Source organism: Calidithermus timidus DSM 17022 (genome assembly GCF_000373205.1).
Lineage (GTDB): Bacteria > Deinococcota > Deinococci > Deinococcales > Thermaceae > Calidithermus > Calidithermus timidus.
The window spans coordinates 99,581-126,351 of record NZ_KB890699.1; the positions used below are offsets into that span (position 1 = coordinate 99,581).

26 protein-coding genes, 1 tRNA gene and 1 other RNA gene are annotated in these 26,771 nt (G+C 65.8%); 15 read left to right on the forward strand and 13 right to left on the reverse strand.

The window, feature by feature from the left end; genetic code table 11:
- Positions 1-123 precede the first annotated feature (123 nt).
- Positions 124-903: an inositol monophosphatase family protein gene (locus B047_RS0112235; RefSeq protein ID WP_018467258.1), complete on the forward strand. Its 780-nt coding sequence runs from the start codon at positions 124-126 to the stop codon at positions 901-903.
- Here the strand turns inward: B047_RS0112235 and purD are convergent.
- Both purD and B047_RS0112245 read right to left on the reverse strand, forming a co-directional pair.
- Positions 888-2,138, reverse strand: coding sequence for a phosphoribosylamine--glycine ligase (gene purD / locus B047_RS0112240; RefSeq protein ID WP_018467259.1), 1,251 nt, complete (start codon positions 2,136-2,138; stop codon positions 888-890). The genes B047_RS0112235 and purD overlap by 16 nt on opposite strands.
- A gap of 137 nt (positions 2,139-2,275) precedes the next feature.
- A complete protein-coding gene (locus tag B047_RS0112245; RefSeq protein WP_018467260.1) occupies positions 2,276-3,178 on the reverse strand; it encodes an MBL fold metallo-hydrolase in 903 nt (300 codons plus the stop codon).
- Positions 3,179-3,247: 69 nt separating this feature from the next.
- On the opposite strand from B047_RS0112245, the gene B047_RS0112250 reads away from it, so the two are divergent.
- Genes B047_RS0112250 through B047_RS0112280 form a run of 7 tightly spaced genes read left to right on the forward strand, consistent with a single transcriptional unit; the run spans position 3,248 to position 10,870 of the window.
- Positions 3,248-4,264 (forward strand): LptF/LptG family permease, encoded by a 1,017-nt coding sequence (locus B047_RS0112250; protein WP_018467261.1) that lies wholly within the window; start codon positions 3,248-3,250, stop codon positions 4,262-4,264.
- Complete coding sequence (locus tag B047_RS0112255) at positions 4,261-5,304, forward strand: LptF/LptG family permease (protein WP_018467262.1); 1,044 nt, start codon at positions 4,261-4,263, stop codon at positions 5,302-5,304. The genes B047_RS0112250 and B047_RS0112255 overlap by 4 nt, the downstream gene beginning before the upstream one ends.
- On the forward strand, positions 5,301-7,949 hold the full coding sequence (locus B047_RS0112260; protein ID WP_018467263.1) for an LPS-assembly protein LptD: 2,649 nt from the start codon (positions 5,301-5,303) through the stop codon (positions 7,947-7,949). Before B047_RS0112255 ends, B047_RS0112260 begins: the two co-directional genes overlap by 4 nt.
- 10 nt (positions 7,950-7,959) lie before the next feature.
- On the forward strand, positions 7,960-9,129 hold the full coding sequence (locus B047_RS0112265; RefSeq protein WP_157205916.1) for a hypothetical protein: 1,170 nt from the start codon (positions 7,960-7,962) through the stop codon (positions 9,127-9,129).
- A gap of 56 nt (positions 9,130-9,185) precedes the next feature.
- A complete protein-coding gene (gene mce / locus B047_RS0112270) occupies positions 9,186-9,581 on the forward strand; it encodes a methylmalonyl-CoA epimerase (protein WP_018467265.1) in 396 nt (131 codons plus the stop codon).
- Entirely contained in the window at positions 9,578-9,919 is a 342-nt protein-coding gene (locus B047_RS16785) for a VanZ family protein (RefSeq protein ID WP_018467266.1), read from the forward strand. The genes mce and B047_RS16785 overlap by 4 nt, the downstream gene beginning before the upstream one ends.
- 9 nt (positions 9,920-9,928) lie before the next feature.
- Entirely contained in the window at positions 9,929-10,870 is a 942-nt protein-coding gene (locus B047_RS0112280) for a Kelch repeat-containing protein (protein ID WP_018467267.1), read from the forward strand.
- Position 10,871: 1 nt separating this feature from the next.
- Here B047_RS0112280 and B047_RS0112285 read toward each other — a convergent pair whose 3' ends face one another.
- From B047_RS0112285 to metF, 3 genes are read right to left on the reverse strand one after another with little or no spacing between them, the layout of a single operon-like run.
- Positions 10,872-11,453, reverse strand: coding sequence for a DedA family protein (locus B047_RS0112285; protein ID WP_018467268.1), 582 nt, complete (start codon positions 11,451-11,453; stop codon positions 10,872-10,874).
- A 42-nt stretch (positions 11,454-11,495) separates the two neighbouring features.
- Complete coding sequence (locus B047_RS0112290; RefSeq protein ID WP_018467269.1) at positions 11,496-12,197, reverse strand: SDR family oxidoreductase; 702 nt, start codon at positions 12,195-12,197, stop codon at positions 11,496-11,498.
- A gap of 25 nt (positions 12,198-12,222) precedes the next feature.
- Positions 12,223-13,101: a methylenetetrahydrofolate reductase [NAD(P)H] gene (gene metF / locus B047_RS0112295; RefSeq protein WP_018467270.1), complete on the reverse strand. Its 879-nt coding sequence runs from the start codon at positions 13,099-13,101 to the stop codon at positions 12,223-12,225.
- A gap of 290 nt (positions 13,102-13,391) precedes the next feature.
- Between metF and B047_RS0112300 the strand changes: the two genes are divergently transcribed.
- Complete coding sequence (locus tag B047_RS0112300) at positions 13,392-14,006, forward strand: 50S ribosomal protein L25 (RefSeq protein WP_018467271.1); 615 nt, start codon at positions 13,392-13,394, stop codon at positions 14,004-14,006.
- A 79-nt stretch (positions 14,007-14,085) separates the two neighbouring features.
- Positions 14,086-14,670, forward strand: a complete 585-nt coding sequence (gene pth / locus B047_RS0112305; RefSeq protein WP_018467272.1) for an aminoacyl-tRNA hydrolase — start codon at positions 14,086-14,088, stop codon at positions 14,668-14,670.
- A gap of 202 nt (positions 14,671-14,872) precedes the next feature.
- Here pth and B047_RS0112310 read toward each other — a convergent pair whose 3' ends face one another.
- Complete coding sequence (locus B047_RS0112310; RefSeq protein ID WP_157205917.1) at positions 14,873-15,298, reverse strand: hypothetical protein; 426 nt, start codon at positions 15,296-15,298, stop codon at positions 14,873-14,875.
- Positions 15,299-15,517: 219 nt separating this feature from the next.
- Positions 15,518-16,228, reverse strand: coding sequence for a hypothetical protein (locus tag B047_RS0112315; protein WP_018467274.1), 711 nt, complete (start codon positions 16,226-16,228; stop codon positions 15,518-15,520).
- Positions 16,229-16,311: 83 nt separating this feature from the next.
- On the opposite strand from B047_RS0112315, the gene B047_RS0112320 reads away from it, so the two are divergent.
- From B047_RS0112320 to B047_RS0112335, 4 genes are all read left to right on the forward strand, one after another.
- Positions 16,312-17,277 (forward strand): D-alanine--D-alanine ligase family protein, encoded by a 966-nt coding sequence (locus B047_RS0112320; protein WP_026234856.1) that lies wholly within the window; start codon positions 16,312-16,314, stop codon positions 17,275-17,277.
- Between the two features lie 42 nt (positions 17,278-17,319).
- Entirely contained in the window at positions 17,320-18,090 is a 771-nt protein-coding gene (locus tag B047_RS0112325; protein WP_018467276.1) for a fumarylacetoacetate hydrolase family protein, read from the forward strand.
- Positions 18,091-18,152: 62 nt separating this feature from the next.
- Positions 18,153-18,779: a PAQR family membrane homeostasis protein TrhA gene (gene trhA, locus B047_RS0112330; RefSeq protein WP_018467277.1), complete on the forward strand. Its 627-nt coding sequence runs from the start codon at positions 18,153-18,155 to the stop codon at positions 18,777-18,779.
- 315 nt (positions 18,780-19,094) lie between these two features.
- Entirely contained in the window at positions 19,095-19,331 is a 237-nt protein-coding gene (locus B047_RS0112335) for a hypothetical protein (RefSeq protein WP_018467278.1), read from the forward strand.
- Positions 19,332-19,334: 3 nt separating this feature from the next.
- Here the strand turns inward: B047_RS0112335 and B047_RS0112340 are convergent.
- From B047_RS0112340 to ssrA, 4 genes are all read right to left on the reverse strand, one after another.
- Positions 19,335-19,420, reverse strand: a tRNA-Leu gene (locus B047_RS0112340).
- A 59-nt stretch (positions 19,421-19,479) separates the two neighbouring features.
- Positions 19,480-21,348, reverse strand: coding sequence for a S8 family serine peptidase (locus B047_RS0112345; protein WP_018467279.1), 1,869 nt, complete (start codon positions 21,346-21,348; stop codon positions 19,480-19,482).
- A 278-nt stretch (positions 21,349-21,626) separates the two neighbouring features.
- Entirely contained in the window at positions 21,627-23,840 is a 2,214-nt protein-coding gene (locus B047_RS0112350) for a VWA domain-containing protein (RefSeq protein WP_018467280.1), read from the reverse strand.
- A 211-nt stretch (positions 23,841-24,051) separates the two neighbouring features.
- Positions 24,052-24,399: a transfer-messenger RNA gene (gene ssrA, locus B047_RS17670) on the reverse strand.
- Between the two features lie 112 nt (positions 24,400-24,511).
- On the opposite strand from ssrA, the gene B047_RS0112355 reads away from it, so the two are divergent.
- On the forward strand, positions 24,512-25,138 hold the full coding sequence (locus B047_RS0112355; protein ID WP_018467281.1) for a Jag family protein: 627 nt from the start codon (positions 24,512-24,514) through the stop codon (positions 25,136-25,138).
- Between the two features lie 14 nt (positions 25,139-25,152).
- On the opposite strand, the gene B047_RS0112360 is transcribed toward B047_RS0112355, so the two are convergent.
- Positions 25,153-26,283, reverse strand: coding sequence for a cysteine desulfurase family protein (locus tag B047_RS0112360; protein WP_018467282.1), 1,131 nt, complete (start codon positions 26,281-26,283; stop codon positions 25,153-25,155).
- Positions 26,283-26,756 (reverse strand): RrF2 family transcriptional regulator, encoded by a 474-nt coding sequence (locus tag B047_RS0112365; protein ID WP_018467283.1) that lies wholly within the window; start codon positions 26,754-26,756, stop codon positions 26,283-26,285. Before B047_RS0112365 ends, B047_RS0112360 begins: the two co-directional genes overlap by 1 nt.
- Between the last annotated feature and the right edge of the window lie 15 nt (positions 26,757-26,771).

Here is a 26,771-nt window from a genome sequence, read left to right on the forward strand (position 1 = left end):
AAGCCGCGGAGGGTTTGCGGCTCATGAGGAAAGGGCCAGCACAGCGATTGGACTTCGGGAGTAAGTACCCCAGGATGCGGGAAAATCAAGGGAGGGTACTTGACTCTGGTATGGTAGGCAGGTATGGACCTGCGACCCTTCCTGGATACCGCCCTCTCTGCGGCCTTCGTGGCTCGAGGCATCCACCAGCTTTACCAGGACAAAGGCTTCACCCAGAGCACCAAGTCCACGCCCACCGACGTGGTGACTCAAGCCGACAAGGAGGCCGAAGCCGCCATTCGCGCCCTCATCGAGCAGCGGCATCCCGGCCACGTGGTGCTGGGCGAGGAAGGGGGCCAACAGGGAGAGGGGGAGTACCGCTGGATCGTGGACCCGCTAGACGGCACCGTCAACTACGCCCATGGCTTCCCCTTCTACTGCGTGAGCATCGGCCTCGAGGTGCGCGGGGAGGTGGTAGTGGGGGTGGTACTGGACACCGCCAGGGGTGAGCTCTTCACCGCAACCAAGGGTGGAGGGGCCTTCCACAACGGGCGGCCCATCCGGGTCTCGCAGTCGCCGAAGCTGCTGGGCAGCCTGGTCGCCACCGGCTTCCCCTACGATGTGGCCCACGACCGCGAGAACCTGACCTACCTCGAGCGCGTGCTCTTCAAGGGCATCACCGTGCGCCGCCCCGGCGCCGCCGCCCTCGACTTGGCCTACGTCGCCTGTGGCCGGCTCGACGGCTTCTGGGAGGTCAAACTCAACCCCTGGGACGTGGCGGCGGGCCGGCTGCTGATCGAGGAGGCAGGCGGCATGGTGACGGGCATTCACGGCGAGCCCTACCACCTGGGCAACCGCTACCTCGTAGCCTCCAACGCCCGCATCCACCAGGAGCTGCTGGATACGATTCACGGCAGGGTCTGAAGCAGATTCTTCCCGATGTCCCGCCGGAACTGCGCCTGGGGGAAGTCCACGGCGGCCACGCCCTGATAAGCGCGCTCGAGGGCCTCGTGCAAATCGGCACCCAGGCCCACCACGTTGAGCACCCGGCCCCCGTTGCTCTGAAGCTGCTCACCCACCCGCTTGGTCCCGGCGTGAAAGTAGAGCACCTGGTTGGGGGGCCGGGAGGGTAGGCGCAGGGGAATGCCCTTGCGGGGGTCTTCGGGGTAGCCGGGGGCGGCCATCACCACGCAGGCCGAGGCGCCGCCGTGCCAGCGCAGCTCGAGCTCGTGCAGGCGGCCTTCGGTCACGGCCAGGGCCAGCTCGACGAGGTCGGTCTCGAGCAGCGGCAGGATGGCCTGGGCCTCGGGATCGCCGAAGCGGGCGTTGAACTCGAGCACCCGGATGCCGCCGGGCGTCAGCATCAGCCCGGCGTAGACCACGCCCTGGTAGACCACGCCCTCCGAGCGCAGCCCGGCGATGAGGGGCTCGAGCACGCGCTGCTGCACCTCGCGCAGGGTTTCGGGTGGCAGGGGGTAGGGACAGACCGCCCCCATGCCGCCAGTCATCTCACCCCTGTCCCCATCGCGCAGGCGCTTGTGGTCCTGCGAAGGGAGCAAGGGCACGATGGTCTGGCCATCGGTCACAGCCAGCACGGTGACCTCGGGGCCGGTGAGGAACTCCTCGATCACCACCTCGCCCGGCTCAGGGCCGGAGAGGATGTTGGTCACGGCCTGCTTGGCCTGATGCAGCTCGGTGGCCACGGTCACGCCCTTGCCCGCCGCCAAGCCGGAATCCTTGACCACGATGGGAGCCCCGACCTGCTCGAGGTACTCCAGCGCCTCGATGGGATCGCTGAAGGCGCGGTAGGAGGCGGTGGGGATGCCGTAGCGCTCCATCAGCCCTTTGGCGAAAGCTTTAGAACCCTCGATCATGGCTGCCTGCTGGCGGGGCCCGAACACCTTGACGCCGCGCTCCTCGAGCCGGTCGGCCAGCCCCTCCACCAGCGGGGCCTCCGGGCCCACGATCACCAGGTCGATGGCGTTGTGCTGGGCCCACTCGGCCAGCTCGCGCACATCCGTAATGGGTACCAGTTCGGCCAACTCGGCCATGCCCGGGTTGCCCGGGGCGGCATAGAGCTTGGAGACGAGGGGCGACTGGGCCACCTTCCAGACCAGGGCGTGTTCGCGCCCACCTGAGCCCACCACGAGAACTTTCACGCCGCCATTCTAACGGAGCAGCCAGGAAAGCTTCTCCGCCTACAAAGTTGCCCGCCCCGTAGGGGCGCACTCATTATGAGCCGTCACCGCTGAGCACGAGACTTTCGGAGGATCGCCTGCGCCGGTGACGTCGGGGCTCAGGAGGCCTGGGCGACGGCCTCGGGGCGGTGCTTGGTCCAGTAGCGCATCAACCCGTCCACGCTCATCCAGGCCGGGTCGGCATACTCGTACTCGCGCACCTCCTCGTCGCTCAGGCCCGCGGCGTGCAGCTCGTCGGCCACGTGGGCCTCAAACTCGCCCACGATCTCCTCGCGGGTCCGGCCAGCCTTGAGGCGCTTGCGCATCCAGTCGGCCCAGTCCAGCAGGCGGGCCTCGAGCGCGGCCAGGTGGGCCTGCACGTCGGTCACGGGGCCGAAGTGGGTGAGGTAGAGGGTTTCCAGGCCCAACCCCCGCAACCGGGCCAACGACTGCTGCCAGGTCTCGACGTGGATATCGGGGGGCGGGCAGGGCGGCAGCACCGGGCCCCGCCCGATGCGCACCCCGGCCACGTCCCCGGCGATGAGGGCGGAGTCGATGCGGTAGGCGTGGTGGTGGCTGGCGTGGCCCGGTGTGTCGAGGGCTTCGATGGTAAACCCCCCGATCCGTACGCGCTCCCCGTCCTCGAGCGCCCGCACCTGGGCCTGGGGGACATAGCCCATGCGGCCCCACAGGGCCTCCATCTGATCGCCGTAGATGCGGCTGGCCGAGGCCCACAGCTTGCTGGGATCGACGAGGTGCGGAGCGCCCTTGGGGTGGACGTAGACCGTCGCCCCGTGCTCGGCAAAGCGCCAGGCCGCCCCGGCGTGGTCGAGGTGGATGTGGGTCACGAAGACGTGGCGCACGTCCTGCGGCGCATAGCCCTTCTCGCGCAGCGCCCGGGTCAGCGTCTCGAAGCGCGACTCGGGCCCGGTCTCGAGCAGCACTGGCCCCTCGGGGGTCTCGAGCAAGAACGAGGCAATAACCCGGGGCGCACGGTCGAGGAGGTCGAGGGTATGGATCATGTCCCCAAAATATCAGGTGGTGGGTATTACAGCCTTTTCATCATATGGCCGCCGTATACTGCCGCCAGCATGCTCCGACGCTACTTCCTGCGTGAAGCCCTGAGCCTGTATCTGGTAGGCTTTCTGATCTTCATCGGGCTGCTGACCAGCGATTTCTTCACCTCCTGGGCAGGTTCCTTCGCCCGGATGGGAACGCCGCTGAAGGACATGCTGCTGCTGTGGCTGTACCGCATGCCCTACTTCCTGGGGGTGGCGCTGGCCTTCGGCCTGGTGTTCGCCCTCCTCATCACCCTGGCCCGCTGGATTCGCCAGTCGGAGCTCAAGGCCATGTACGCCGGGGGCGTCAAGCCCATGGTGCTGCTGCTGCCGGTGCTGGGGGTGGGGCTGGTGGTGAGCGGGCTGGCGCTGTTCACCTGGGGCTGGCTACGTCCGGAGGCCCAGCTTCGCTTCGACGCCCTCAAGGACCGCATCTTCTACGGCAGCAGCCCTTCGGGGGTGCTGACCGACCAGCTCTACACCCCGCAGGGCTACGGGCTGTACTTCGCCCAGCGTGTCTACCCCGACAACGATGGCGGTGGGGTCCGACTGGAAGGGGTGCGGGTGATCGAACCCGGGGGCGCGGTGTGGAGCGCGCCCAGGGGACGGTGGCTCGAGGCCGGGGTGTGGCAGCTCGAGGACGCCCGGCGGGTCGAACCCGATGGCCGGCTGGTCGTCGTGGGCTCGCACCCTCTCCCCTTCCCCCTCTCCGCCCCACCGCGCACCGACTCCTACGACGCGCTCAACCTCACGCAGTTGCACCAGATCGTCCGCGCCGACGGCAAGGCCCTTTTCCCCTTGGCCCAGCGCTACGCCAACGCCCTGGGAGCGCTGGTGCTGGCCTGGCTGGCCATGGCGGTGGGCCTGGGGCTGCGCGAGCAATCCTGGGCCTTCGTGGCGGTGGTGGTGCTGCTGTTTGGCTACTACACCCTTTGGACCCTCTCGGCTAAGTTCGCCGAGTACGACGTTTTCGGACCCATCGTGGCGGCCTGGCTGCCCAACCTGGCCTTCGGGGTAGTGGCCGCCATCCTTACCCTGAGGTTGCGATGACCCGACTCGACCAATACCTCTTTCGCGAGGTGGGCACCTACGTGGTGGGGGCGCTGGCCGCGGTGATCATGGCCCTGCTGGCCGGAGCGCTCTACGAGGTGCTGGCTCCACTCTTGCAACGCGGGGCCGACCCGCTGGTGGTGGGGCAGTACCTGGCTTACAAGCTGCCCGAGTTGGTGGTGCGAGCGCTGCCGCTGGCCTTCTTGTTCGGGCTGCTGTTGGTGTTCTCTAGGTTGGGCGAAGATTCCGAGCTCAAGGCCCTGCTGGCTGGGGGCATCGGCAAGGCCAGGGTGTTGCTGCCCATGCTGATGCTCGCGGGGGTGCTGTTCATCCTGGGCCTGGGGCTGGCCGAAACCCTGGTGCCGCGCGGCCTGCAAAAAGCCAGCAGCGTGCTGCGCGAGGCGGTGGTGCAAAAGCCCAGGGCGCTGCTCACCCCCGGCACCCGCTTCCAGGACGCCTACGGGCGCATCGTCTACGTGGGCGAGGTGAGGGGTGATGGCAGCATCGGCGAGGTGCGGGTGATCACCGCCGAGGAGATCCTCCTGGCCAGGCAGGGCCGCTTCGAGGGGGGCAGCCTGGTGCTCGAGCGGGGCCTGCGCATCACCTATGGCTCGAGCCGGCCCCGCACGGTGGCTACCTTCGAACGCGGCGTGGTGCCGCTGGTGGAGCTGGGCTTCGACCCGCCCGGCGGGCTCAACAACCTCTCCATCGCCGAGTTGCGCCAGCGGGTGAGGCAGTACCGCAGCCAGGGCTTCTCCTACCAGGCCGAGCTCACCACCCTCTACCGCAAGTTTGCCGAACCCGCCGCTTCCTTCTCCTTCGCGCTCTTCGCGGTGGGGGTGGCCTTCTTCCTGCTGGGCGGCAGCCGCAGCCTGGGCTTCGTGGGGGTGGCGGTGCTGAGCTTCCTCTACTACGCCACCACCAGCGTGGGCCGGATCATGGGCGAACAGGGGGTGATCCCGGCCTGGCTGGCGGCCTTTGGCCCCAACCTGCTCTACGCCCTGGTGGGGTTGGTGCTGCTGAGGTTGGGCCGCCGATGAGCCGCAGCCGCCTGCCCCTCAAGACCGTGGCGTGCGTACTCGGCCTGAGCCTGGCCTCGCTGGCTCAGGCCGCCACCCTCAAAATCATCGCGGCTGAGCGCCTGGAAATCCGCAACGAAAACGGCGAGGAGCTCTTCATCCTCACCGGCAATCCCGTACTCATGGAGCGCGACGAGGAGAAGATCGAAGCGCTGCGGGTGATCTACAACCGCACGCAAAAGCGCCTGCAACTCATGGGCAAGGTGCGCTTTCAGGACAAGGAAAAGCGCGTACTGGAAGCCGAGGAGCTCGAGCTCGACACCTCCGACAACAGCCTCGAGGCCATCGAGGTCAAGGTGCGCTCGGGCGACTTCGACCTCAGCGGCCCCTACTGCCAGCGGGTGGCCGGGCAGATCCTCTTGCAGCAGGGCTTCGTGACCTCCTGCCTGCGCTGCGGCCAGAGCATCCCCGACTACGGCTTCAGGGCCAAGGAGGTGCTGCTGTTTCCCGGCGATCGCCTCATCGCCCGCGAGGTGTGGGTGGTGGTGCGCGGGGAGCGGGTGCTCTACTTGCCGGTGCTGGGGCTCTTCCTCTCCGAGCGCAAACCCCGCATCGACCTGGGTACCGGCAACGAGGGTTTCTTCTTCAACGCCGATCTACCCTACGTCAACGAGTTCGGCCTCGGCTACACCCTGCTGCGCTTCAGCGAGGCCAGGGGCTGGGGCTTCGGCTTCGACCACTACGGCCTGGGGGCAGCCTTCGAGCGCTACCAGTTCCTCTACCTACCCCCCGCCCCCGGCGACGCAGCCCAGAAGCCCCTCTTCCGCTGGAGCCTGGAATACCGCTTGCAGCAAGAGGAGTTCAAGTACGAGTACAAGGTCGAACGCAACGACGAGAGTCGCTACGGCATCACCCACATCGAGGCCAACCTCAGCCGCGAGACCCCCGAGGATCCCGCCTTCAAATTCCGTCTCAAGACCTTCCTCGATGGCTACGCCTGGGACGTACCCTACAACACCGACCAGGTCCTGCCCGAGTTCTCGCTGCTGTTCAACCAGGGGCTCAAGCTCGAGGAGTTCAGCGTGCGCGGAGCGGTCACGGCAGGGTATTACATCGACCGGCTCAACCAGGACAACCGCAGCGCCCGCAAGCTCGACCTCAACGGCGACGGCTTCATCGGGGTGGGCAGGCTCTACGTCCAGCACGCCGAGACCTACGCCCCAAGGCTGTGGGAGGGAGCCAGCTTCAGCCTGAACAACTTCTTCGAGGGCTGGTACTACACCAGCCGCAACCCGCCTGCCAATGGGGCGGGCGAAGGGGAGTTCGAGCGTCTGATCCGCTGGGACACCACCGCCAGCTTCACCCAGCGGCTGGCCCCTTTCAGCCTCAGCCTCAACTTTGCCAACCGCGCCGTCGAGGGGGAAAGCCCACTGGCTCGCGAAGCGCGGACCAACACCGCCTCCCGCACCCTCGGGGGGAGTTTGAGCGCCCAGCAGGCCTGGTTCAGCACCTCGGCCACCCTGAGCTACAACCTCATCGACCGCAGGTTCGACCCCCTGACGCTGGGCCTCGAGCTCAACCCCTCCCCCCTCACCTTCGGCCTGACCTACCGCCGCGACATCAACACCGGCTACCCTAGCCTGCAGAACGACCTCACCCACCTCGACCTCTCCACCCGCTTCGGGCTCAACCTCAGCCCCTTCCGCCTGAGCGCCACGGGCAGCTACGTGTGGGCCAGCGGCAACCAAGTCGTCGACCGCTTCGGCGACCTTAGCCTCTCGCTGGAGTACAGCCCGCCCACCGGCACCCTCCGGCTCACCCACCTGCGCGACCTCAACGCCGACCAGGCCAAGTCTTTGCGCCTGAACTTCTCCTGGCTCGAGGGCAGCGACAGCTACCTGGTAGACGAGAATTTCAACTTCAACGGCGTCAGCACCCGCACCTACGCCCTCGACGGCTTCGTGCAGGGCAAGTGGGGGCCGCACACGCTCAAGCTCGAGAACCGCATCCTCTTCCCCGATCAGTACGTGGGCGAGGCCGAGGACAAGGACGAGGGCAAGGCCGACCTGACCCTCTCCTACGACTACGCCGCCACCCTGCGGGCCATCCTGCGCACCACCCTGATTCAGGGCCTGGGCTTCGACAACCCCCTGCTCTCCGTCGGCGCGGGCCTGGCCGAGCCTGGGCGGGAGGCGCGGCTGGAGTTCGCCTTCGGCCTGCCCGATTACGACCAGCCTTATCTCTACCTCGACCGCGTGAATCTGCAGGGGGCCCTCGAGGTGCTGAGTGGCCCCAGGAGCCCCGGCGAGTTCGGGCTGGCCCTGCAGGGCGGCCTGGTGCTCGACCGCATCGAGAGCGGCGATCAGATCGGCAACTTCAACCTAAGCCTCAGCAGCTTTGGTCCCACCATGGTCTACATGGGCCAGGAAAACGAGCGGCTGATCCTCGGGCTGTACTACACCCAGTCCTTCATCTGGCGCGATCCCAGCGGCAAGCCCCTGGTCCTCAGGCCACTTTTCGTCATGATCTACGACCGCTGCTGCTGGGCCATGCGCTTTACCATCGATACTCAGGCCAACAAGGCCACGCTGTCCTTTTTGCTCGGAGGCCAGGCCGCCGATTTCCTCTTCGACCGCAGCGGCATCACCTGGCCGTGGGATAAGTGAGGAGGTGTACGTGTACCGCTTGCTAATCCTGCTCCTGGCCCTGACGGCCTGCACCGGGAGCTATGAACCCCCGGCGCCCTCGTTTTTGGCGGTGGCTTCGGGGCAGCGCATCGACTTCTACCTCAGCACCCGCCTGCGCCCCGACGTGCGCGACGACGGCCAGAGCCCGCTGATCGGCTCCTGGACGAACCTCTCCCTGCCGGTGCTGGACCTGTACTTCAAGCTCAAGCAGAGCGACCAGCAGAACAACCGGCTGTGGGTGCTCGACCGCGAGAAGCTGACGGCCTACAGCACCGACCCCTTCTTCGAGAACCTCGTGCCCAACCCCACTACCCTAGACCCCCGCTCCTTCGCCTTCACCGACGGCAGCTCCCAGCCGGTGGATTGCTCACAAGGCTACCTCAGCGCCAGCCCCCGCTACTTGCTGGTGGTGTGCCCACCCGTATCGGGCTCGAGCGCGCCCTACTCGCTGTACCTGGTGGACTTCAACCAGCTGCAAGCGGGCGGGGTGCTCCAAACGCTCATCGGCCCCATCCGCGTGCAGACCAGCCAGGCAGTCTTCACCCTGACCTCCGGCAACGCCCTGGTGATCCTCAACGGTGCCAGCAGCTCGATGGAATACCATCCCGACCCCCAGATGCCGGCCAACGAGACGGGCGTCATTCGCGGGGGTTCCTACAACCAGCCCCTCTATGCGCCGCAGGAGCTGATATATGACAGCGCTGGCAACCGGGTCTTCGGTTTGCTGAGGAGCAGCACCAACGTGCGCTTGCTGACGTGGAACCTCAAAGCCGATACCCCGTCCGACGTTGGCGAGCCCGACCCCAACGGACGTAACCCCGACCATCTCCAAAGCTCCTCCGCCAACCTCTATGCCCTCAGCCAGCAGGGCCTCTTCCGGGTGCAATTCCCTAGCGGTACGCTCCGCCTGATCGACCCCCCAGGCGACCTCGGCCTGGACGCGTTGAGCTATCTGGGAAGCGCCCTCGAGGACGGCCGACTGCTCTACCTCGCCGCCGAAGACCCCAGCGCCAACCAAAAGCCCTTGATCGTGGTGCTCAACAGCCAGAAGCCTCTGGAGAGCCTGCTCTCCTCCGACGTCAAGGTCAACTCCAATAACGTCCAGCCCTTCAGCTCGAGACCGGTGAGCCTGTCCATCTTCCCGGTTCAAGAGAGGTGAGTGGAGGCACGCCCTACGACGCGGGTGGCCATTGACTACGGACGTATATTTTGAACATGGAACTCCATCACGTGGGAATCGCAGTGAGCGACCTCGAGACCGCCGCACAGCCTTATTACGCGCTGGGCTATGCCCTCGAAGCCCAGGGAACGCTCGAGAGCCAGGGGGTGAGCGTACACATGCTCAGAAGCGGTCACAGCCGACTCGAGTTGCTCGCGCCCACCCGCCCCGACAGCCCTATTGGCAAATTCCTGGACAAGCGCGGTCCGGGGATTCACCACCTGGCCTTCAGCACCCCGGATATCCAGGGCGAGCTCGAGCGCCTGGCGCGGGAGGGCACCCCCCTCATCGACGCCGCCCCGCGTCCGGGCTTCGGCGGGCACCTCGTAGCCTTCATCCACCCCAAGTGGGCGGGCGGGGTGCTAGTCGAACTCGTCGAGGCCGGGCATTGAAGCGCACTTACCTGGCCCTGGCCGGGCTGCACATGGCCCTGATCTTCTGGTTCTCGGCCCAACCCGGCGATGCCGTGGGCATTCCAGCCCCCTGGGACAAGCTGGTGCACGCCGGGGTCTACGCCCTGTTGGGCCACCTCCTGACCCAGGGCACCCAGCGCCCTCTCTTTTCCTGGTCGCTGGCCGTACTGTACGGGCTTAGCGACGAGGTTCACCAGATGTTCGTACCGGGGCGGGTCTTCGACCTGGGCGACTGGCTGGCAGACGCCATCGGCGCGGCCCTGGCGACCCTGTCCTGGAACGCGGTTTCCCGCCGGGCAGGACGCCCCCAGCGCTAAACTGAGGGCATGAAAACAACCACGGGGGTTGCGCTGGCGCTTGCGCTCGGATTGGGGCTTTCGCAGGCCTCGAGTTGGAAAACCCTGGCCCCTTTGAGTCAAGCCCGCCAGGAGATCGGGGTAGCGGCGGTGGGAGGCAAGCTCTACGTGGCCGGAGGTTTTTACGCCAGCGGGGCGACCAGCGACCTCCTCGAGGCCTATGATCCCGCCAGCGACCGCTGGCAACGCCTCGAGCCCCTCCCCATCGCCGTCAACCATCCCGGTATGGCCGCCGCAGGCGGCAAGCTCTATGTGCTGGGTGGCTACCGGGGACCGGGGCTGACACGGCCCACAGCGGCGGTGCAGTCCTATGACCCGGCGAGCGGGCGCTGGAGCCAGAAGAAGCCCATGCCCACCGCCCGCGGAGGGCTGATCGCTGTGGAGCTGGGGGGCAAGATCTACGCCGTGGGCGGCGCGGCAGGGGGATCGGTGGGAGATTTCGCAGTCTACGACCCCGCCACCGACGAGTGGAACACGCTGCCCCCCATGCCCACGCCCCGCGACCACCTGGCCGCCGGAGTGATCGAGGGCAGGATCTACGTGGTGGGCGGACGAAACCGGCAGAGCTTCACGCTGAACGTGCTCGAGGCCTACGACCCGGCCACCCGGCGCTGGAGCAGCCTGTCCCCCATGCCCACCGGACGCTCGGGCCACGCCGCCGCAGCAGCGGGAAACTGCCTCTACGTCCTGGGAGGCGAGGGCAACCGTAACACCCGTAACGGGGTCTTCGCCGAGATAGAGGTCTACAACGCCAGGAGCAACGCCTGGAAGTCGCTGGAGCCCATGCCCGTCCCCAGGCACGGCATCATGGCGGCGGTGCTGGAGGGGCGGATCTACCTGCCGGGCGGGGCCGGGGTGCAGGGGTTGGGGGCGGTAACCACCAGCGACGCGTTCGACCCGCCGGGTTGCTGAGCTACTCGGGCTTCTTGGCCACCCTGCGCCGCAGCAGCCGGGGCAGGCCCATAAGCACGCCCAAAAGGGCTCCGGCCAGGATGATCAGGTAGATGTACTTCTCGAGGTCGGGGATGAGCTGGCCCACAAAGTAAGCCAGCAGGGTCAGGCCCTGGGTCCACAACAAGCAGGCCAGGAAGGTCAGCAGCACGAAGCGCGGCCAGGGGATGCGGGTAGCCCCGGCCACGAAGGGCACCAGCGCCCGCACCACCGGAACCCAGGGCGCGATGAAAATCGCCAGCACCCCGAAGCGGCGAAACAGGGCATAGGCTTTTTCCAGTTCCTCGCGCTTGACCCGGCGCTCCAGGGCCGGCCCTAGCTTCATACCCCACCAGTAGCCCAGGTTGTTGCCCAAGAACGAGCCCACGAAGAGCACCAACAGCGCCAAGGGCAGGCTGATCTTCTTCGCCGCAGCCAAGAGCCCCACGGCAATCAGCAGGCTGTCGCCGGGCAAGGCAAAGCCCACCAGGAAGCCGGTCTCGATAAGTACGATGGCAAAAATACCCGGATATGAAACGGTCAGAACGAGCTGCTCGAGGTTCATCCGGGACAAGCTAACCGATATGGTGCCCGCTCGCAAGCCGACTCATCGGGGAGGATAAACGGGCAGCTCGAGCACCCGCCCCCGTGCACTACGGCTGGCCGCGTACAGCAGGGTCTGAGCGATCTCGGCGGGGTCGATCCAGGTGGTGGGGTCGGCGTCGGGCATGTCGCGGCGGTTGGCCGGGGTATCCACGGTGCCCATGGGATACACCACCGCCACCCGGACATTGGTGCCCTTGAGCTCGGCGTCGAGCGAGCGCAGGAAAGCCGCCACCGCACTTTTGGCCGCGGTGTAGAGGGCCATGCCTGGCCCGGCTCCGCGCCAAGCGGCCCCGGCGGAGATCCCAGCGATGAAACCATCGTTCCTCTCCAAAAGCACCGGCAAAACGGCTCGCGTGCAATAAAACAGGGTCCGCACGTTGAGGTCGAACAAGCGGTCGTAGAGCGCGGGATCCGACTCGACCACCCTGCCCGCGCTGAATCCGCCGACGGTGTGGATGAGCCCGTCAAGCCGGTCCATCCGCTGGCGCACCTGGCTGACCAGCGTCCGCACCTGGTCGAAGCTGCTCAGATCGGCGGAGAAGGCCACACCCCCCAGGGCCTTGGCCCTCTCCTCCACGTGCTCGAGCTGACGATCGACCAGGGCCAGCCGGGCCCCCGCCTTGGCAAAGGTATCGGCGATGGAGCCTGCGATCGCACCCCCGCCACCGGTCAGAAGGTACACCTTTCCCGTAAGGTCGCTCATATCTACCTCCTAATTTTCTTCTCTCCTATTTCCTATCGTGCGGCCAACGAAGGTTTTCCAGCACACGGCGAGTGGCCGGCGACTTGTTGAGGGTGTAGAAGTGGATGCCCGGAACCCCGGCCCCCAACAGTTCGGCAGCCTGCCGGGTGGCGTGCTCGACCCCCACCTCGAGCACCCCCTGAGGGTCATCGGCCACGCTCTCCAGTCGCGAGAGCAAAGGACCGGGGATGCTGGCCCCGCACAGATCCATGAACTTACGCACCTGGGCCAGGTTGGTGATGGGCATCAGGCCGGGAACGATGGGCACGTCGATGCCCACCCTGCGGGCGCGCTCGACAAAGCCAAAGTAGAGGGCGTTGTTGAAGAAGAGCTGGGTGATGATGAAGTCCAAGCCGGCCTCGACCTTGCGCCGCAGGTTCTGCAGGTCGGCCTCGAGGCTCACGCTCTCGGGGTGGCCCTCCGGGTAGCCCGCTCCCCCCAGCGTGAAACGCTCCCCGTGCCGCTCGCGCACGAAGGCCACGAGCTCGTTGGCGTAGCGGAAGCCTCCAGGGGCGGGCTGGAACTCCTTCGAGCCCCTGGGTGGATCGCCGCGCAGGGCGAGGATGTTATCGGTGCAGGTAGCGAGTTCGTCGAGCAGGCTGGCGATCTCCTCGCGGCTCGAGCCCGCACAGGTGAGGTGGGCCATGGGCTCGAGGCCCAACCCCCTGATGCGCCGCACCCACTCCACCGTGCGAGAGCGGGTAGAACCCCCTGCTCCATAGGTGATGGAGACAAACCCCGGCTTCAGCAAGCGCAGGTCGGCGATGGTCTGGAAAAGCTGCTGCTCGCCCTCGGGGGTCTTGGGTGGGAAGAATTCGAAGGAGAAAACGGGCTTGCTGTTTTGGAAAAGGGCGGAAATCTTCATTCGCGACCTCCAGTCTAAGGGTTTTGGTATACCCTAAGACAGTCTGCTTGCGCGAATTCAGCTTCCTGGGCGCAGGATTCTGGGGATTGCACCCGCTCTGCAACCCGCGGGGAAAGCGCGGTCTGTGGTTTGGCGCCGAGTCCAAGCACCGTATACAACGAGCTTTCCGGGGCCTCGTGCAGGGGCCTGAGTCCCCTACACCAAAACCCAGGCGTGTGGTAGACTCGGAAGGCTTGTGTCTAGCCGCCCCTGGCCGGCGGCCACAAAACACTCGGAGACTCGGAGGAAGTATGGAGTACCGGCTCAAAGCCCAAACCCGCAAAGACGAAAACCTAAACGCCCTGCGCAACGCAGGCAAGCTGCCCGGCGTACTGTACAACAAGAGCGAGAACCGTAAAGTGGTCGTGGACCTGGGTGAGTTCAACAAGGTCTTCATGCAAGCCGGCATTCACCACGTCATCACCCTCGAGCTCGAGGACAAGACCGTGGACACCCTGGTGCGCCAGGTCAACCTCGACCCCCGCCGTCGCCGTCCCAACCACGTCGATTTCTACGCCCTCAGCGACGAGCCAATCCAGATGTGGATCCCGGTCAAGGTCGTGGGCACTGCCCAAGGCGTGCGGCTGGGCGGCGTGCTCCAGCTCGTCAACGCCGACATCCAGGTCAAGGTCAGCCCCAAGGCCATCCCCGAGTTCATCGAGGTGGACGTGAGCGAGCTGAACATCGGCGACAGCATCCACATGGAAGAGCTGAAGCTGCCCGAAGGGGTCAAGCTGGCCATGAACCCCAAGGACACCGTGGTCTCCATCGTGCCCCCCGTGGACGCCGAGAAGGAACTGACCGCCGAGGCGGCCGCCTCCACCGAGGTCGAGGTCATCAAGAAGGGCAAGACCGAGGAAGAATAAGCCCACTCCCCCAACGCCTAACGTCGAGCACCCAGCGGGTCTTTGGCGTTAGGCGTTCAACAGTTAAGCGCTTTGGCATATGTTTCTCATCGTCGGACAGGGCAACCCCGGCTTGCAATACGCCCGCACCAAGCACAACGTCGGCTTCATGGTGCTCGACCGGCTGGCCTCCCCGAAGGACTACCGCCTCAAAGGCAACGCCTTCGTAGCCGAGTTGAGCGTAGGCGAGGAGAAGGGCTGGCTGATGAAGCCCACCACCTTCTACAACGCCACCGGCGAGGCGGTAGCCCCCTTTGCCCGCTTCTACAAGATCCCTCCCGAGCGCATCTTGGTGATCCACGACGAGCTGGACTTGCCACCAGGCCGCCTGCGCTTCAAGGTTGGAGGGGGGAACGCGGGGAACTACGGCCTCGAGTCCATCAGCAAGCACCTGGGCAGCACAGCCTTTCATCGCCTGCGCATCGGCATCGGCAAGCCCCCCAGCCCCGAAGAGGGGGCTACGTGGGTGCTCAGCCCTTTCCGCTTTGAACTCCTCCCGGTGATGGAGCGCGTGCTGGATGCCGCCGCCCAACTGGCCCGCGACTGGGTGAGCGAGGCCCCCGAGAGAATTCAGCAGAAGTACAACGGGCTCAACTTCGCCTCAGATGCCTCGCAAATGCAGTAATACCGGATTCAAAAAGATAATCACCCAAACCAAAGACCTTCAGAGGCTATCTTTTTGAATCCTAGAGCACTCCCTTCGGTCGGGTCAGTTCGTTCCCATTCGGGAACGAACTGACCGAATCTGGTATAACCCCACCCCTTCCCTCCCAGTCCCCCTTGGTAAAGGGGTAAAGAGAAGGCGTTTTGCGTTTGGCCATCGGCCCTCACTGCAAGAAGGTGACCTCGAGGACGTAGACGTCGCTGTTCCCCTCCTGCTGCACCCGGATGCGCACCAGCCGGATACCCCGTTGGTATACACCCTGCCAGGTCCGGTTCTGCCCCTCGCTCTCCAGGCGATTGCGAGCCCAACCCGCATCCTCGATCTGGTCGGTGAAGAAGTTGTAGATCATGCGCACGCTGACGCCCCCCACCCGGAAGCGCACCCGGCTGTTGCCGTTGGCGAACTCCCGCTTGTCGAGGGTGCGGCTACGCGGGTAGACGGGGAGCTTGAGGATCTCGTTGGCGTATTCCCCACCGTAAGGCGTGGAAGCAGGCGGATTGGCGAACGGGGGCAAGGCACTGGACGTAGGAGCGCAACTGCCGAGCAGAAGCCCCATTGCCAGGAAGAAAAAGATCGTCACTCGTCTCACGCCCAAAGGGTATGGGCAGGCCTTTTAGAAACCATGAGAAGGGCCTAATACCGGATTCAAAAAGATACTCTGCAAAACCAAACCCCCAGAGGCTATCTTTTTGAATCCCAGAGCACACCCCTCCCTGACGGTCGACCGCCCCGCCAAAGCGGGGCGGCGTCACCGAGCAGTGACGAACTAACCGAATCTGGTATAAATCCCCCGGCACCCCAAACAGCCCTACTTCAACCCGAATTCCTCGAGGTCATAGGCCACGTTGACCTGGCTGGGCAACTGGGCGAACTGTTCGACCGAGAAATTGGGGTCGTGGGAAAAGGCGATGACCTGGGCGTAGTAGCTGGCGCCGGCCTTGAGCTGAAGCCCGCTGAAACCCTCCTCGGCATCGGCAGAGGTAGTCTGCGCAAGCTCATTGCCCTCGGCATCGTAGATCCCCACCAAGTACACCTCCGCGCCGGCGACGCTGCGCCAGCGCAGGCTCAGGCGTGAAGTTCCGCTGTTCTGGATGCTCTGGATCTGGGGAACCTCGAGCCGCCGGGTCGCGTCCACGCTGATCTCCGAGCGCAGGATCTTGCCGTCTATGACGGCCTCAGCAGAATATCTGCCGCTCAACAGGGGCACCTCCTCGGCCCCGGTGTAGCTCCAGTAGCCCTCCGCAGGAGCAACCCCAGCGACTTCGAACTCCAGGGGCTGGCCCCTGTTCCAACCCGCCGGCCCACGCACCACCACCTTCACATCCTGCTTGTACTCGGGCTCGAGGGTAGGTAGGTAGAAACTCGTCAGCACAAAGGAACCCATCGCCTGCTGGCTTTCGGCGTTGATGGTGCCCATACTCAGGGCCAAGCCCACGGAGGTGCGGGTCTGGGCAGTCACGAAGAGGGGAAGGGCGCAGACCAACAGCGCCGCCAGAATGCGCAGAAAGCTTTTGCTCATGATGGGCCGAGTATAGCAACGCCGCCTCCGGCAGATGGTAAGGGTCTTCCCGCCCAGCGTGTATCATCAACATTGTGAGGCAATTGCACATCTTACTCATCGCCGGTGGAAGGTCGGGGGAGCACGAGGTCTCGCTCTCCTCAGCCCGTGGGGTGCTGGCGGCCATGCCCCATCCCACGACCCTGGCGGTGATCGCCAAGGATGGAAAGTGGCTGCTCGAGGCCTCAGCCCACCGCGCGCTCGAGGCCGGGGTGGCCGAGCACGGCGAGCACGCGTTCCCGCCCCCTATCGACTGGCGGGCTTGCGACGTGGCTTTTCCCCTGCTGCACGGGCGCTGGGGCGAGGATGGCACCATCCAGGGCTTTCTGGAATTGCTGGGGCTGCCCTATGTGGGAGCCGGGGTCACGGCTTCAGCCTTGTGCATGGACAAGGACCTGTGCAAGCGGGTGCTTACGCAGGCGGGGATTCCGGTGGTACCCTGGGTGACTTTCTACCGGGGCGAAGCGGCCCCCCAGCCCCACTTCCGCCCGCCCTACTTTGTCAAGCCAGCCAACACCGGTTCATCGGTGGGGGTGAGCAAGGTCAAAGCCGACCAGGACGGTCAATCTGCCCTCGAGGAGGCCTTCCGCTGGGACAGCAAGGCCCTGGTGGAGATGGGCCTCGAGGGGGTACGCGAGCTGGAGATTGCCCTGCTGGGCAACATCCACGCGCTCTCGAGCGTGGTGGGGGAAATCAGCTATGAGTCGGAGTTTTACGACTACGAGACCAAGTACACCGACGGCCTGGCCAAGCTGCACATCCCCGCCCACATTCCGCAGGCGCTTTCCCGGCAAATCCGCGACATAGCGGTCGAAGCTTACCGGGTGCTGGGAATACGTGGGCTCGCCCGTGCCGATTTCTTCCTCGCTAAGGACGGCACGCTCTACCTCAACGAGTTCAACACCATGCCCGGCTTCACCCCCACCAGCATGTACCCCAAGCTCTGGCAGGCCGCGGGGCTCCCCTACCCCGAGTTGCTCGACCGCCTGGTGCGGCTGGCACTGGAATGATGGGCATACCGACTTGGTAGGGCGGGGTATACTCACATCGCTATGAAAATCGTGCGTTTTAACGAGGGCTGCTGGGGAGTTCTGGAAGGTGAAACCATCCACGAGACCGATGTGCCCGGTGGCAACCCCACCGGGCGCGAGTTCGACCTGGGAGCGGTGACCTTGCGGGTGCCCGTCACCCCCAGCAAGATCGTCTGCGTGGGCCGCAACTACCTCGACCATATCCGCGAGATGGGCCACGACAAGGCCGATTTACCCACCGAACCCGGCCTTTTCCTCAAGGGCCTCAACACCCTGGCCGATCCAGCTAACCCGGCACGGCCCCACGACTCCGGCGACGCGGTGCCCTATCCTCCCTTCACCAAGTCGCTGCATTACGAGGGCGAGCTGGCGGTGGTCATCGGGGATCGCATGAAGAACGTCGGTGAAGCAGACGCCCTCAACCACGTCCTCGGCTACACCTGTGCCCTGGATGTCACCGCCCGCGACGTACAGCGAACCGACTTGCAGTGGGTGCGGGCCAAGTCCTCTGACAAGTTCCTGCCCATCGGGCCCTGGGTCGTCACCACCCTGAACCCCCAGGACACCGTGCTGCGTACCTACGTCAACGGCGAGTTGCGGCAGGAAGCCCACACCAGCTTGATGATCTTCCCCGTTGCCCACGTGCTTTCCTACATCAGCCAGTTCATGACCCTCGAGCCCGGCGACGTGGTGCTCACCGGCACCCCCGAGGGCGTAGGCGAACTCAAGCCCGGCGACGAAGTTGAGGTAGCCATCGAGGGAATCGGCACCCTGCACACCCGTATCGCCTGAACGCTTCACCCCTGCACACCGGTGGCTCACCCATTTGACAGGAGCCTGCTATACCATGGGGCATGGTTCGGGAACCTTTTAACGCCTACTCCCATGCCGCCGGAGCGGTGCTCGCACTGCTGGGCACGGTGATTCTGCTGGTGCTGTCGGGAAGCGATGTGGCCAAGGTTGCAGGCGCGCTGATCTTCGGCCTCTCGATGATCCTGATGTACACCAGCAGCACCCTCTACCACGCGCTCGAGGTTTCCGAACGTGCCCTGCTGGCCCTGCGCAAGCTCGACCACGCGGCGATCTTTCTGTTCATCGCCGGGAGCTATACCCCGGTGGCGCTCAGCGCCCTCGAGCCCTCCCTGCGCCCACTGCTGCTGGGCCTGGTTTGGGGGCTGGCGGCTGTGGGCATCGTCCTTAAGATCTTCACCCTCAAGATCCCGCGCTGGCTCAACACCCTCAGCTACATCGGGCTGGGCTGGCTGGCAGTCTTCTTCTTGCCCAAGCTCTCTCTGGGCCCCTGGGCGCTGGCCTGGCTCATCCTGGGCGGCTTGGCCTATAGCCTGGGAGCCATCACCTACGCCACCAAATGGCCCAACCCCTGGCCCCGGCTGGTGGGCTTCCACGGCCTGTGGCACCTGTGGGTGCTGCTGGGCAGCATCGGGATGTACCTGCTGGTGCTCACGCTCTACTTAGGCTGAGGCAAGGAGGGCAATCCCCTACGGAATTCACCGATAGCTAAGGGCAAAATGCAAAACACCCAAAGGCGCGATCCCATGGCGCCTTGCGTCTGGTGTTATACCAGATTCGGTTAGTTCGTCACCGTTCGGTGACGCCGCCCCGCCCTGGCGGGGCGGCCGACCGTCAGGGAGGGGTGTGCTCTGGGATTCAAAGAGATAGCCTCTGAAGGTCTTTGGTTTGGGTGATTATCTTTTTGAATCCGGTATCAGAGTGCAAATACGCCACATGAAAACGAGCGGCAATGATAGCTTGCGGATGGAGGAGTTCGATTACCGTTGATCACCCCCGCCGACCGCCTGATCTTTCACTCTCGCCTCGCCCCCTGGAGGGAGCGCGGCTATCTGTTTTACGTCAGGCTCGAGGTCGGCAGCATCCACGACGCCCGCGATATCTACATCATCTATGGCTACCTCGAGGGGCGATATATGGCCTGGGGCATGGGGGCCTCGCTGGCCGCCGCCGTGGAGGACATCGCTGGCAAGCTCGAGTGCCCGGTGCCCGAGCCTGGATGAAGCTGGTGCCGGGGATGGGACTCGAACCCACACGCCCTTGCGGGCAACGGATTTTAAGTCCGTAGCGTCTACCATTCCGCCACCCCGGCGTAGAGCAATGGGTATTGTACGGGCTCGAGCCCTCGCCGCCAAGAGAACGGGGCACTGCTCAAGGGCCTAGCAGGTTGCCCGCTTCAAAGCTGAGCTGCGGGGGTACCTGCAAGGCGTAGTCCCTGCTGGCTTCACCCCCGTCGCACAGCCCGTTTGCCGAGTCATCCCGGCAGACCCTGAGGGTGTAGGCCCCGGCCAGGACGTAGCTCGAGAAGCGGCCATCGGCGTCGGCGAGCAGGGGGTGTGGGCTGGGCCCTTGCAGCGTGGCCGCCAGGGGGCCGGGCGGTAGGTTCAGGCCCAGCGCGGTGGGCAAACTGAGGAAACCGTAGCCGTAGGCGTCGTCGCGGCCAGGGGTCCCCAGGTCGGTCAGGCGGGTTTTGAGGCGTTCCCAGGCTGCCGTAGGGGTTAGGGTGGGATCGCTCGACAGCAGCAGTGCCAGCGCGGCGCTGGCCTGCGGGGCGGCCTGCGAAGTGCCCATGTAAAAGGCGTAGTTGGGGCGACCTACCACCTTCTGGTTAGCGTCTTTGAAGGTGAAATCCCAGGTGGTGGAGAGGATCCCCCCAGCCGCGCCGCCACGGGTGTCGCCGCCAGGAGCGCTGAGTGTAACCGCCTTGTTCTGCTGGCTGTAGAAGGTAGGGCGGTAGTTCAGGTCGGTGGCCCCAACCCCCAGCGCTCCGGGGCAGGAAGCGGGGTAGAAGGGCGCGCCGGGATTCACGTCCTGGTAGTTGCCCGCCGCCGCCACCACCAACACGCCCTGCTGGAGGGCCTCGCTCACCGCGTCGCACAAAGCTTGCGAGTACTGAAGGCTGCCCAGCGAGAGGTTGATCACGCTGGCCGGCTGGGGGAGCTGCAAGGTTTGGCCCTGCCACCGTACGGTCAGGCCCGCCGCATAACGGATCGCCGTTGCCACCGCCTCAAAGGTTCCGTTGCCCCCCGCGTCCAGCACCCGGATCGGCAGCACCCGTACCGGCGCTGCCCAGGCCGCGCCCACCGTACCGCTCTGCGAGCAAACTGGCTGACTGTCCTCGTAGCACTGCGGGGGTAGGGTGTTGGCCCCGCTGCGGGCCGTCACGATGCCGCTGACGTGGGTGCCGTGGCTGCCCGCAGTGGGATTCAGGGTGTCGCCAGGGTCGGTGGGGTCGGGGTCGCCGTCTACGAAGTCGTAAGCTCCCTCGCCCGGCAATACCAGCCGTCCAGCCAGGTCGGGGTGGTCGTAGCGCACACCGGTATCCACCACGGCTACCGTCACGGGCCGAGCAAAGCTGCCCAGGTAGGCAAAGCGGGTCCCCGTCGAGCGCAGATACCACTGCTGAGGGTACAGTTCGTCGGTGGGCTCACCCTGGGCCTGCACCCAGCCGTTGGGCTCAGCCCACTCCACGCCGGGGCTGGCGCGCAGGCGCTCGAGCAGGCCGGGGTCGCTCGAGCGCAGCTTGCCCATGCGGGCGCGGGGATCGAAATTGAGCAGCCGCTGGCCGTCGAGCAGCGGGCGCTGGCCGGACCTGAGCTTGACCAGGATCTCTCCCGTCGGAGCCGGAAGGGAGCGGGGACGCAGCCCCACCCCCGGTAACCGGCTTTCCCCCAACGCCGGAGCTTCGACCAGGCGTCCTGTCAGTCGCACCTGCGGCTGAAAGAAGCGAATGGTTGCCTTCAGGTCGCCGCTCAGCCGGTAGGTGGTTTCGGCCAGGGATGCCTCGGGCAGGCGGTCGCCTCGAGCCCGCAGCCGGATCTGCGCAGGCCCCAGGCCCTTGTTGGGGGTCAGCTCGAGCCAGCTCGAGGGCTCGACGGGTAAGAGTTCCCACGCGGCATTGTGGGGAACCCCCAGCCAGAAGCTCCCATCGCCGGAATAGCCCAACTTAATCTCGGAAGGAACGCGTTCACCCCAACTACAAGCCGTGAGTGCCAACAAGAACAGGGCTTTCCAGCGCATCCTCTACAGGATAGCAAGGCAAAGGGACGTCAGCACTGGAGAGGAAATGAAGGAGGGCGGGCACGGGAGCCTGCCCCTACAAAAGGCGTCATACCGGATTCAAAAAGATACTCTTCAAAACCAAAACCCAGAGGCTATCTTTTTGAATCCCAGAGCACACCCCTCCCTGACGGTCGGCGAAGCAAGCGTATCCCTTCGGTCGACCGCCCCGCCAAGGCGGGGCGGCGTCACCGAATGGTGACGAACTAACCGAATCTGGTATCAGGCGTAAACGATGCTTAGCTCCCCGCCACCCCCACCCGCCGCCACTCCAGGTAGCGCTCGAGCACGAACAGCACCAGGGCCAAAGCCACCAGCAAGGAGCGCAGCTCAAGGGCTTTGCGCTGGGGCAGAGCGCTAAGCTCGGCGAGATCGCTCAGCAGGCGGCCCCCACTGGCCTCGGCCAGGGCGCGCAGCTTGGCCCTGCCGTCCTCGAGCCGCCACTCCGGCAGGGCGGGCAAGGTGAGGCTCAGGCGCGGCACCCCCGCCTCGAGCACCGCCGCCTCGCCCCGGGCCCCGTAGGGCAGGCGAGCCTCGTAACGCAGGGGGCCTATCGGCAGGAAGTCCTGAGTCTTTCCGGCGTAGCGCAAGGCCGGGCGCTCGAACTGGCCCTCGAGCAGCACCCGCACCCCCTCCTCGCCTCGCGTCGCCTGCACGCGGGGGCGGGCCGGGGTCTGGGAGAGCCAGCGCAGCAAGCTACCCAGAAAGCCGCTCGCTCCCCTCCAGTCCTTCCAAGAGCGCGAGAGGTCGGTAGCCAGCGCCGCCACCCGCCCGCGCCCACTCTCTCCCACCGCCAACACCGCGCCCTCCTGGGCATAGAGCAAGCCGCTGGCCCAGGGACGGGCCTTGGCCGGTAGGACCACCGAGAGGGGCGGAGGCTGGAGGTCGCGGGTCAGGGGATGGGGCCGGGTAACCAGGGCGAAGCTACCCTCCAGCGCCTCACGCCGGAACTGCCGCTGGGCTTCCTCGAGGAAGAAGCGGGGCAGGTCGCCGGGGCTGGGCACGTACCAGAAGCTCCCGCCCCCCTGCTGGGCAAGCTCGCGTAGGAAGCCTTGGTCGGCGTCGGCACCCAGCGCCACGCTGCTGGTGAAGATCTTGCGCTGCTGGCCCTGCGCAGCGGCGTTCAGCACGGGCTGGATGGGATCGGCCACCTGTCCGTCGGTCATGACCAGGATGCGCTTGTCCTCGACCGGGAGCGGCTCTAAGGCCCTGACTGCCTCGGTGTAGGCTCCCCCGATCAGGGTGCCCCCGCCGGCCCTGGCCGCCAGCAGCAGGCTCTCGGCCGCCTTACGCCCCTGCGGGGTCATGCGGCGGGGTCGGAAAACCCAGCGGTAATTACTGGAGAAGGCCACCACCCCCACGTAATCCTGCTCCCGGGCCGAGCGGATCAGCTCGAGCGCCCCCGTCACCGCCAGCTCCAGCTTGTCGTCTTGGAGCATGCTCCCCGAGACGTCGAGCACCAGCACCAGCCCCACCCCGCCGTCGTGCTCCAGGGGCTCCAGCGGGATGGCCTCGGAGAGCGAGCTGCGCTCCCAGCCCCCGAAAAATAGCCCCCTGGGGGTAGCCGTCCACAGCAGGCTCCCACCTTGGTTCAAGAAGTCTTGCAGCGCGTCGATCTCGGCCTCGCTGAGGTCGCGGGCGCTCACCCCGAGGGCCACCACGTCGGCCTGGATGGGCAGCTCAACCCGACTGCGGCGCTCGACCGCGAAGCCTTGGACCTCGAGGTAACGCGCCAGGGCCTCGTCTCCCAACACCCACACCCGTAGCTTGTCGGCAGGGCTGACCTGGACCTGGGCACTATCTTGGCCCAAGCTGCTCTCGACGCGGGCCCGCACGGTGGCGGGGCGCTCGAGGGCGAAGCGGTAGCCGAAGCTCTGCCGCCCGGCCTTCACCTGGACCTGCCGCTCCTGCCGCCCTGCCGGGCCCTCGATCAGCAAGTGGGCGGTGGTGTCGGCGGTAGACTCCAGCAACACCCGCACCTCTACGGTCTCCCCGTGCACGGGGTAGGTTGGAGGCAGCAGGCTCAGCGAAATCCTGGGGCTGGGCGCAATCCAGAAGGCGTATATCGGGGTCGGGACGGGCAATACCTCGCCTTGGGACAGGCCGTCGGAGAGCAGCACGATGCGGTCGGGCTCGAGCCGCTGGGCTTCCAGCAGGGCCGCGTTGATGTCGGTGCCCTCACCCAAATCCTCTCGGCGCGCGGTGGCCGAGGCGACCTCTTGGACCCGCTCGGCAAAGGCCAGATAGCGCACATGACGATTCCCTTCGGGACGGAGCCTGCTCCGTGCACCGATGGGCAGCTGTGGGAGGGTGCCGACCACCCGCGCGACCCCTTCGCGGGCCGAGGGGCTCTGGTCGAGCAGCACCACCGTGCGCACCGTCTGCAAGGGCAAGCTGGGCCCCAGAAAGGCCAGCAACAGCAGGGCGATCACCGCACAACGCAGCCACAGCACGGTTCCATTATGGGTGTCCGGAGAGGGAAAAACTGCGAATGCAATCGCATTACAAGGCGCCATGGGGTCGCGCCTTTGCTGTCGGCGACCGCCCTTTTTCTCCCCGACGCTTAATACACCGTCGCATAGGCGCTGTACTTACAACCCCGCCTTTTCAGGCAGTGAAGGGCCGCTCGGCCCCCGACGATGCCGGTACTCAGGGGTATTTCTCTGGTGGACGCGGAGGGAGTCGAACCCTCGTCCGAAGATCCCTACGACAGGCCTCTACGTGTGTAGTCGGTGTTTGGGTGTCGCTCGAGCTTTCCCCACCGACAGGGGTCTCGAGCCAAGCTTCGTAAGGTTTCGCCTACGCTACGATGCCTTGCTTCGGCTAGCCGACTTCAGGTCGTTCACTCCAGCGAACCATCGGCTGGGTTTCTGGCGAACGTCGCTGGCTTACGCAGCGAGGGCAAGCTTGTTAGGCTTGGCAGTTTTTGTTTCGCCGGGTTTTACGAGGCCACCGGCCACCTCGACACGCAGCCTTGCTTTCGCGAATCCCCGTCGAAGCCGGGACGCGCCCAAGCAGGCAAATTGCAGTGTAGCAGAAAGGTTGGAAGGGGGCAAGGGGTGCTTCTTTGACCGAGCATCGGTTCCTTTGGGCCTCAGGCCTCGAACGTTATATTCTATTCCTCATGAACGAGAAGAAGAGGGGTCTGGATGACCTGCTGTCCGACCTGGGCATCGGGGAAAGTGAGGCGCCACCTGCCACCGTACTCAAAGAGGAGGAGGCGGTCGGGGTAGTGACCCCCAATCCCGCAGGCGAAAGTGACCCTAAGCGTGCGCTGGAGAACTTCATGGTAGGGCTGCTGCTCAGGCTCGACCCGGCCTACTCCTTGGATGTGCGCCAGGAAGGTGAATTGCTGCGGGTAGAAGTGCTGGGCGGGGACTTGGGACGCTTCATCGGGAAAGAGGGTCGCACGCTGAAGTCGGTGGAATTCATCGCCAACGCTTACATGGCCAAGCAGTTCGGCGGAGCTTATAGGGTAATCCTGGACGCCGCCGGCTACCGCAAGCGGCAGGAGGAACGCATCAAGCGCATGGCCCAAGACGCGGTGCTTCAGGTCGAGGTAAGCGGCCAGCCGGTGGAATTGCCCCCCATGCGGGCCAGCGAGCGCCGGATCATCCACCTGATGTTCAAGCAGCACCCCAAGGTGACGACCACATCCTACGGCGAGGGTGAGGAGCGGCACGTGGTGATTCTGCCCCGCGAACCCAACGCGCCCCCGCCGCCCGAGGAAGACGAGGCCGATACCAAGTAGGGTGACCGTAGCAGCTACGATATGGCGACCCTCGAGCGCTCTAGCGCCTGGGCGAACGCCGCCGCTGCTTGCTCGATCTCGGCCTCGGTGGTGTAGCGTCCCAGGCTGAAGCGCACCGAGGCCTTGGCCTGCGGCTTGCTGCGGCCAATGGCGGTGAGGACGTGGGAGGGCTCGAGGCTCCCCGCAGCGCAGGCCGAGCCCGAGGAAACCGCCACACCCATGAGGTCGAGGTTCAGGAGCAACCCCTCCCCATCGGCTCCCAAAGCCGTGACGTTGACGTGCTTGGGGCTGCGCAGGGTGGGGTGCCCGTTGAGTTCGACGCCGGGGAGGGCCAGTAGCGCGCCCTCGAGCCGCTCCCGCAGGGTGAGCAGCCGGGAGGTCTCTTGGGGCAGCTGGGCTACGGCGCGCTCGAGGGCCAACCCCAGGCCGTAGATGGCGGGCAGGTTCTCGGTGCCGCCCCGCAAACCCTGCTCCTGCTTGCCGGGTGCTATGGGAAAGAGCTCGAGCCCCTTGCGCACGTACAGCGCGCCAGCACCCTTGGGACCGTAGAACTTGTGGGCGGCCAGCGAGAGCAGGTCTGCAGCGAGTTCCCGCACGTCGAGGGGGATGGTCCCGGCAGCCTGCACCGCGTCGGTGTGGAAGAGCACGCCCCTAGCCCGGCAGACCCCGGCGATCTCACGCACCGGGTAGACGGTGCCGAGTTCGTTGTTGACGCTCATGATGCTGACCAGGATGGTCTCAGGGCGCAAAGCCTCGGCCACCTGCTCGGGGTAGATCATCCCGGTGCGGGGTTCGGGGGCCAGGTAGGTGACCGCGTAACCCAGGCGCTCGAGGCCCTTCATCGCGGTGAGCACCGCCGAATGCTCGATCTGGCTGGTGACGAGGTGGCCCCTGCCCTTCGCCAGGGCGACGCCGTAGATGGCCAGCGCGTCCGACTCGGTGCCGCCGGAGGTGAAGATGATCTCGCGGGGTCGGGCGCCGATGGCGCGGGCCACGCGCTCGTGGGACTCCTCGAGCAACGCTTTAGCCTCGCGCCCGGCGGCATGCACCGAGCTGGGGTTGCCCCAGGCGGCAAAAGCCCGCTCCATCGCGGCCTTCACTTCGCCGTCGAGCGGGGTGGTGGCGGCGTAGTCGAGGTAGATCATCAGACCACTGGGTTCTGGGGCGGGATGTAGCCGGCAGGCTCGAGCTGCACCAGCTTGCGGGCCTCGATGAGCTTGCGTTCCTCCACCAGATCCTTGAGGCTGGTGCCGCCCAACACCCCTCGCATGGCCAAGTCCACCCTCTTCCACAGGGCCTCGGTCGAGCAGGAGCCGGTCTGCCAGCAGGACTCGGGGTCATCCAAGCAGCTCACCGGCACGAGGCTGCCCTCCAGGGCCTCGACGACCTCGAGGGCGGTGATCTTGTCCATAGGGCGGGCCAGCCTGTAACCCCCCCTGGCTCCGCGCACGCTGCGGATGAAGTTGCTGCGACGAAGCTGCGCGGCGATCTGCTCGAGGTAGTGCTGGCTGATGCCCTGGGCATCGGCCACCTCCTTCAACGGCACCGCCGCCGGGGCCCTGAGCCCGATCTCCACGAGCGCCCGCAGGCCATACTGTGCTTTGGTGGAAACCCACATACCGCGAGTCTAAAC

Coding starts and splice junctions, on each gene's coding strand:
- B047_RS0112280 (WP_018467267.1), top strand. CDS start 9,929: ATGAAAACAACCACGGGGGTTGCGCTGGCGCTTGCGCTCGGATTGGGG.
- B047_RS0112285 (WP_018467268.1), bottom strand. CDS start 11,453: ATGAACCTCGAGCAGCTCGTTCTGACCGTTTCATATCCGGGTATTTTT.
- B047_RS0112345 (WP_018467279.1), bottom strand. CDS start 21,348: ATGCGCTGGAAAGCCCTGTTCTTGTTGGCACTCACGGCTTGTAGTTGG.
- B047_RS0112315 (WP_018467274.1), bottom strand. CDS start 16,228: ATGAGCAAAAGCTTTCTGCGCATTCTGGCGGCGCTGTTGGTCTGCGCC.
- B047_RS0112365 (WP_018467283.1), bottom strand. CDS start 26,756: ATGTGGGTTTCCACCAAAGCACAGTATGGCCTGCGGGCGCTCGTGGAG.
- B047_RS0112325 (WP_018467276.1), top strand. CDS start 17,320: ATGAAAATCGTGCGTTTTAACGAGGGCTGCTGGGGAGTTCTGGAAGGT.
- B047_RS0112290 (WP_018467269.1), bottom strand. CDS start 12,197: ATGAGCGACCTTACGGGAAAGGTGTACCTTCTGACCGGTGGCGGGGGT.
- B047_RS0112355 (WP_018467281.1), top strand. CDS start 24,512: ATGAACGAGAAGAAGAGGGGTCTGGATGACCTGCTGTCCGACCTGGGC.
- B047_RS0112260 (WP_018467263.1), top strand. CDS start 5,301: ATGAGCCGCAGCCGCCTGCCCCTCAAGACCGTGGCGTGCGTACTCGGC.
- pth (WP_018467272.1), top strand. CDS start 14,086: ATGTTTCTCATCGTCGGACAGGGCAACCCCGGCTTGCAATACGCCCGC.
- B047_RS0112235 (WP_018467258.1), top strand. CDS start 124: ATGGACCTGCGACCCTTCCTGGATACCGCCCTCTCTGCGGCCTTCGTG.
- B047_RS0112255 (WP_018467262.1), top strand. CDS start 4,261: ATGACCCGACTCGACCAATACCTCTTTCGCGAGGTGGGCACCTACGTG.
- B047_RS0112360 (WP_018467282.1), bottom strand. CDS start 26,283: ATGATCTACCTCGACTACGCCGCCACCACCCCGCTCGACGGCGAAGTG.
- trhA (WP_018467277.1), top strand. CDS start 18,153: ATGGTTCGGGAACCTTTTAACGCCTACTCCCATGCCGCCGGAGCGGTG.
- mce (WP_018467265.1), top strand. CDS start 9,186: ATGGAACTCCATCACGTGGGAATCGCAGTGAGCGACCTCGAGACCGCC.
- B047_RS0112300 (WP_018467271.1), top strand. CDS start 13,392: ATGGAGTACCGGCTCAAAGCCCAAACCCGCAAAGACGAAAACCTAAAC.
- B047_RS0112245 (WP_018467260.1), bottom strand. CDS start 3,178: ATGATCCATACCCTCGACCTCCTCGACCGTGCGCCCCGGGTTATTGCC.
- metF (WP_018467270.1), bottom strand. CDS start 13,101: ATGAAGATTTCCGCCCTTTTCCAAAACAGCAAGCCCGTTTTCTCCTTC.
- B047_RS0112250 (WP_018467261.1), top strand. CDS start 3,248: ATGCTCCGACGCTACTTCCTGCGTGAAGCCCTGAGCCTGTATCTGGTA.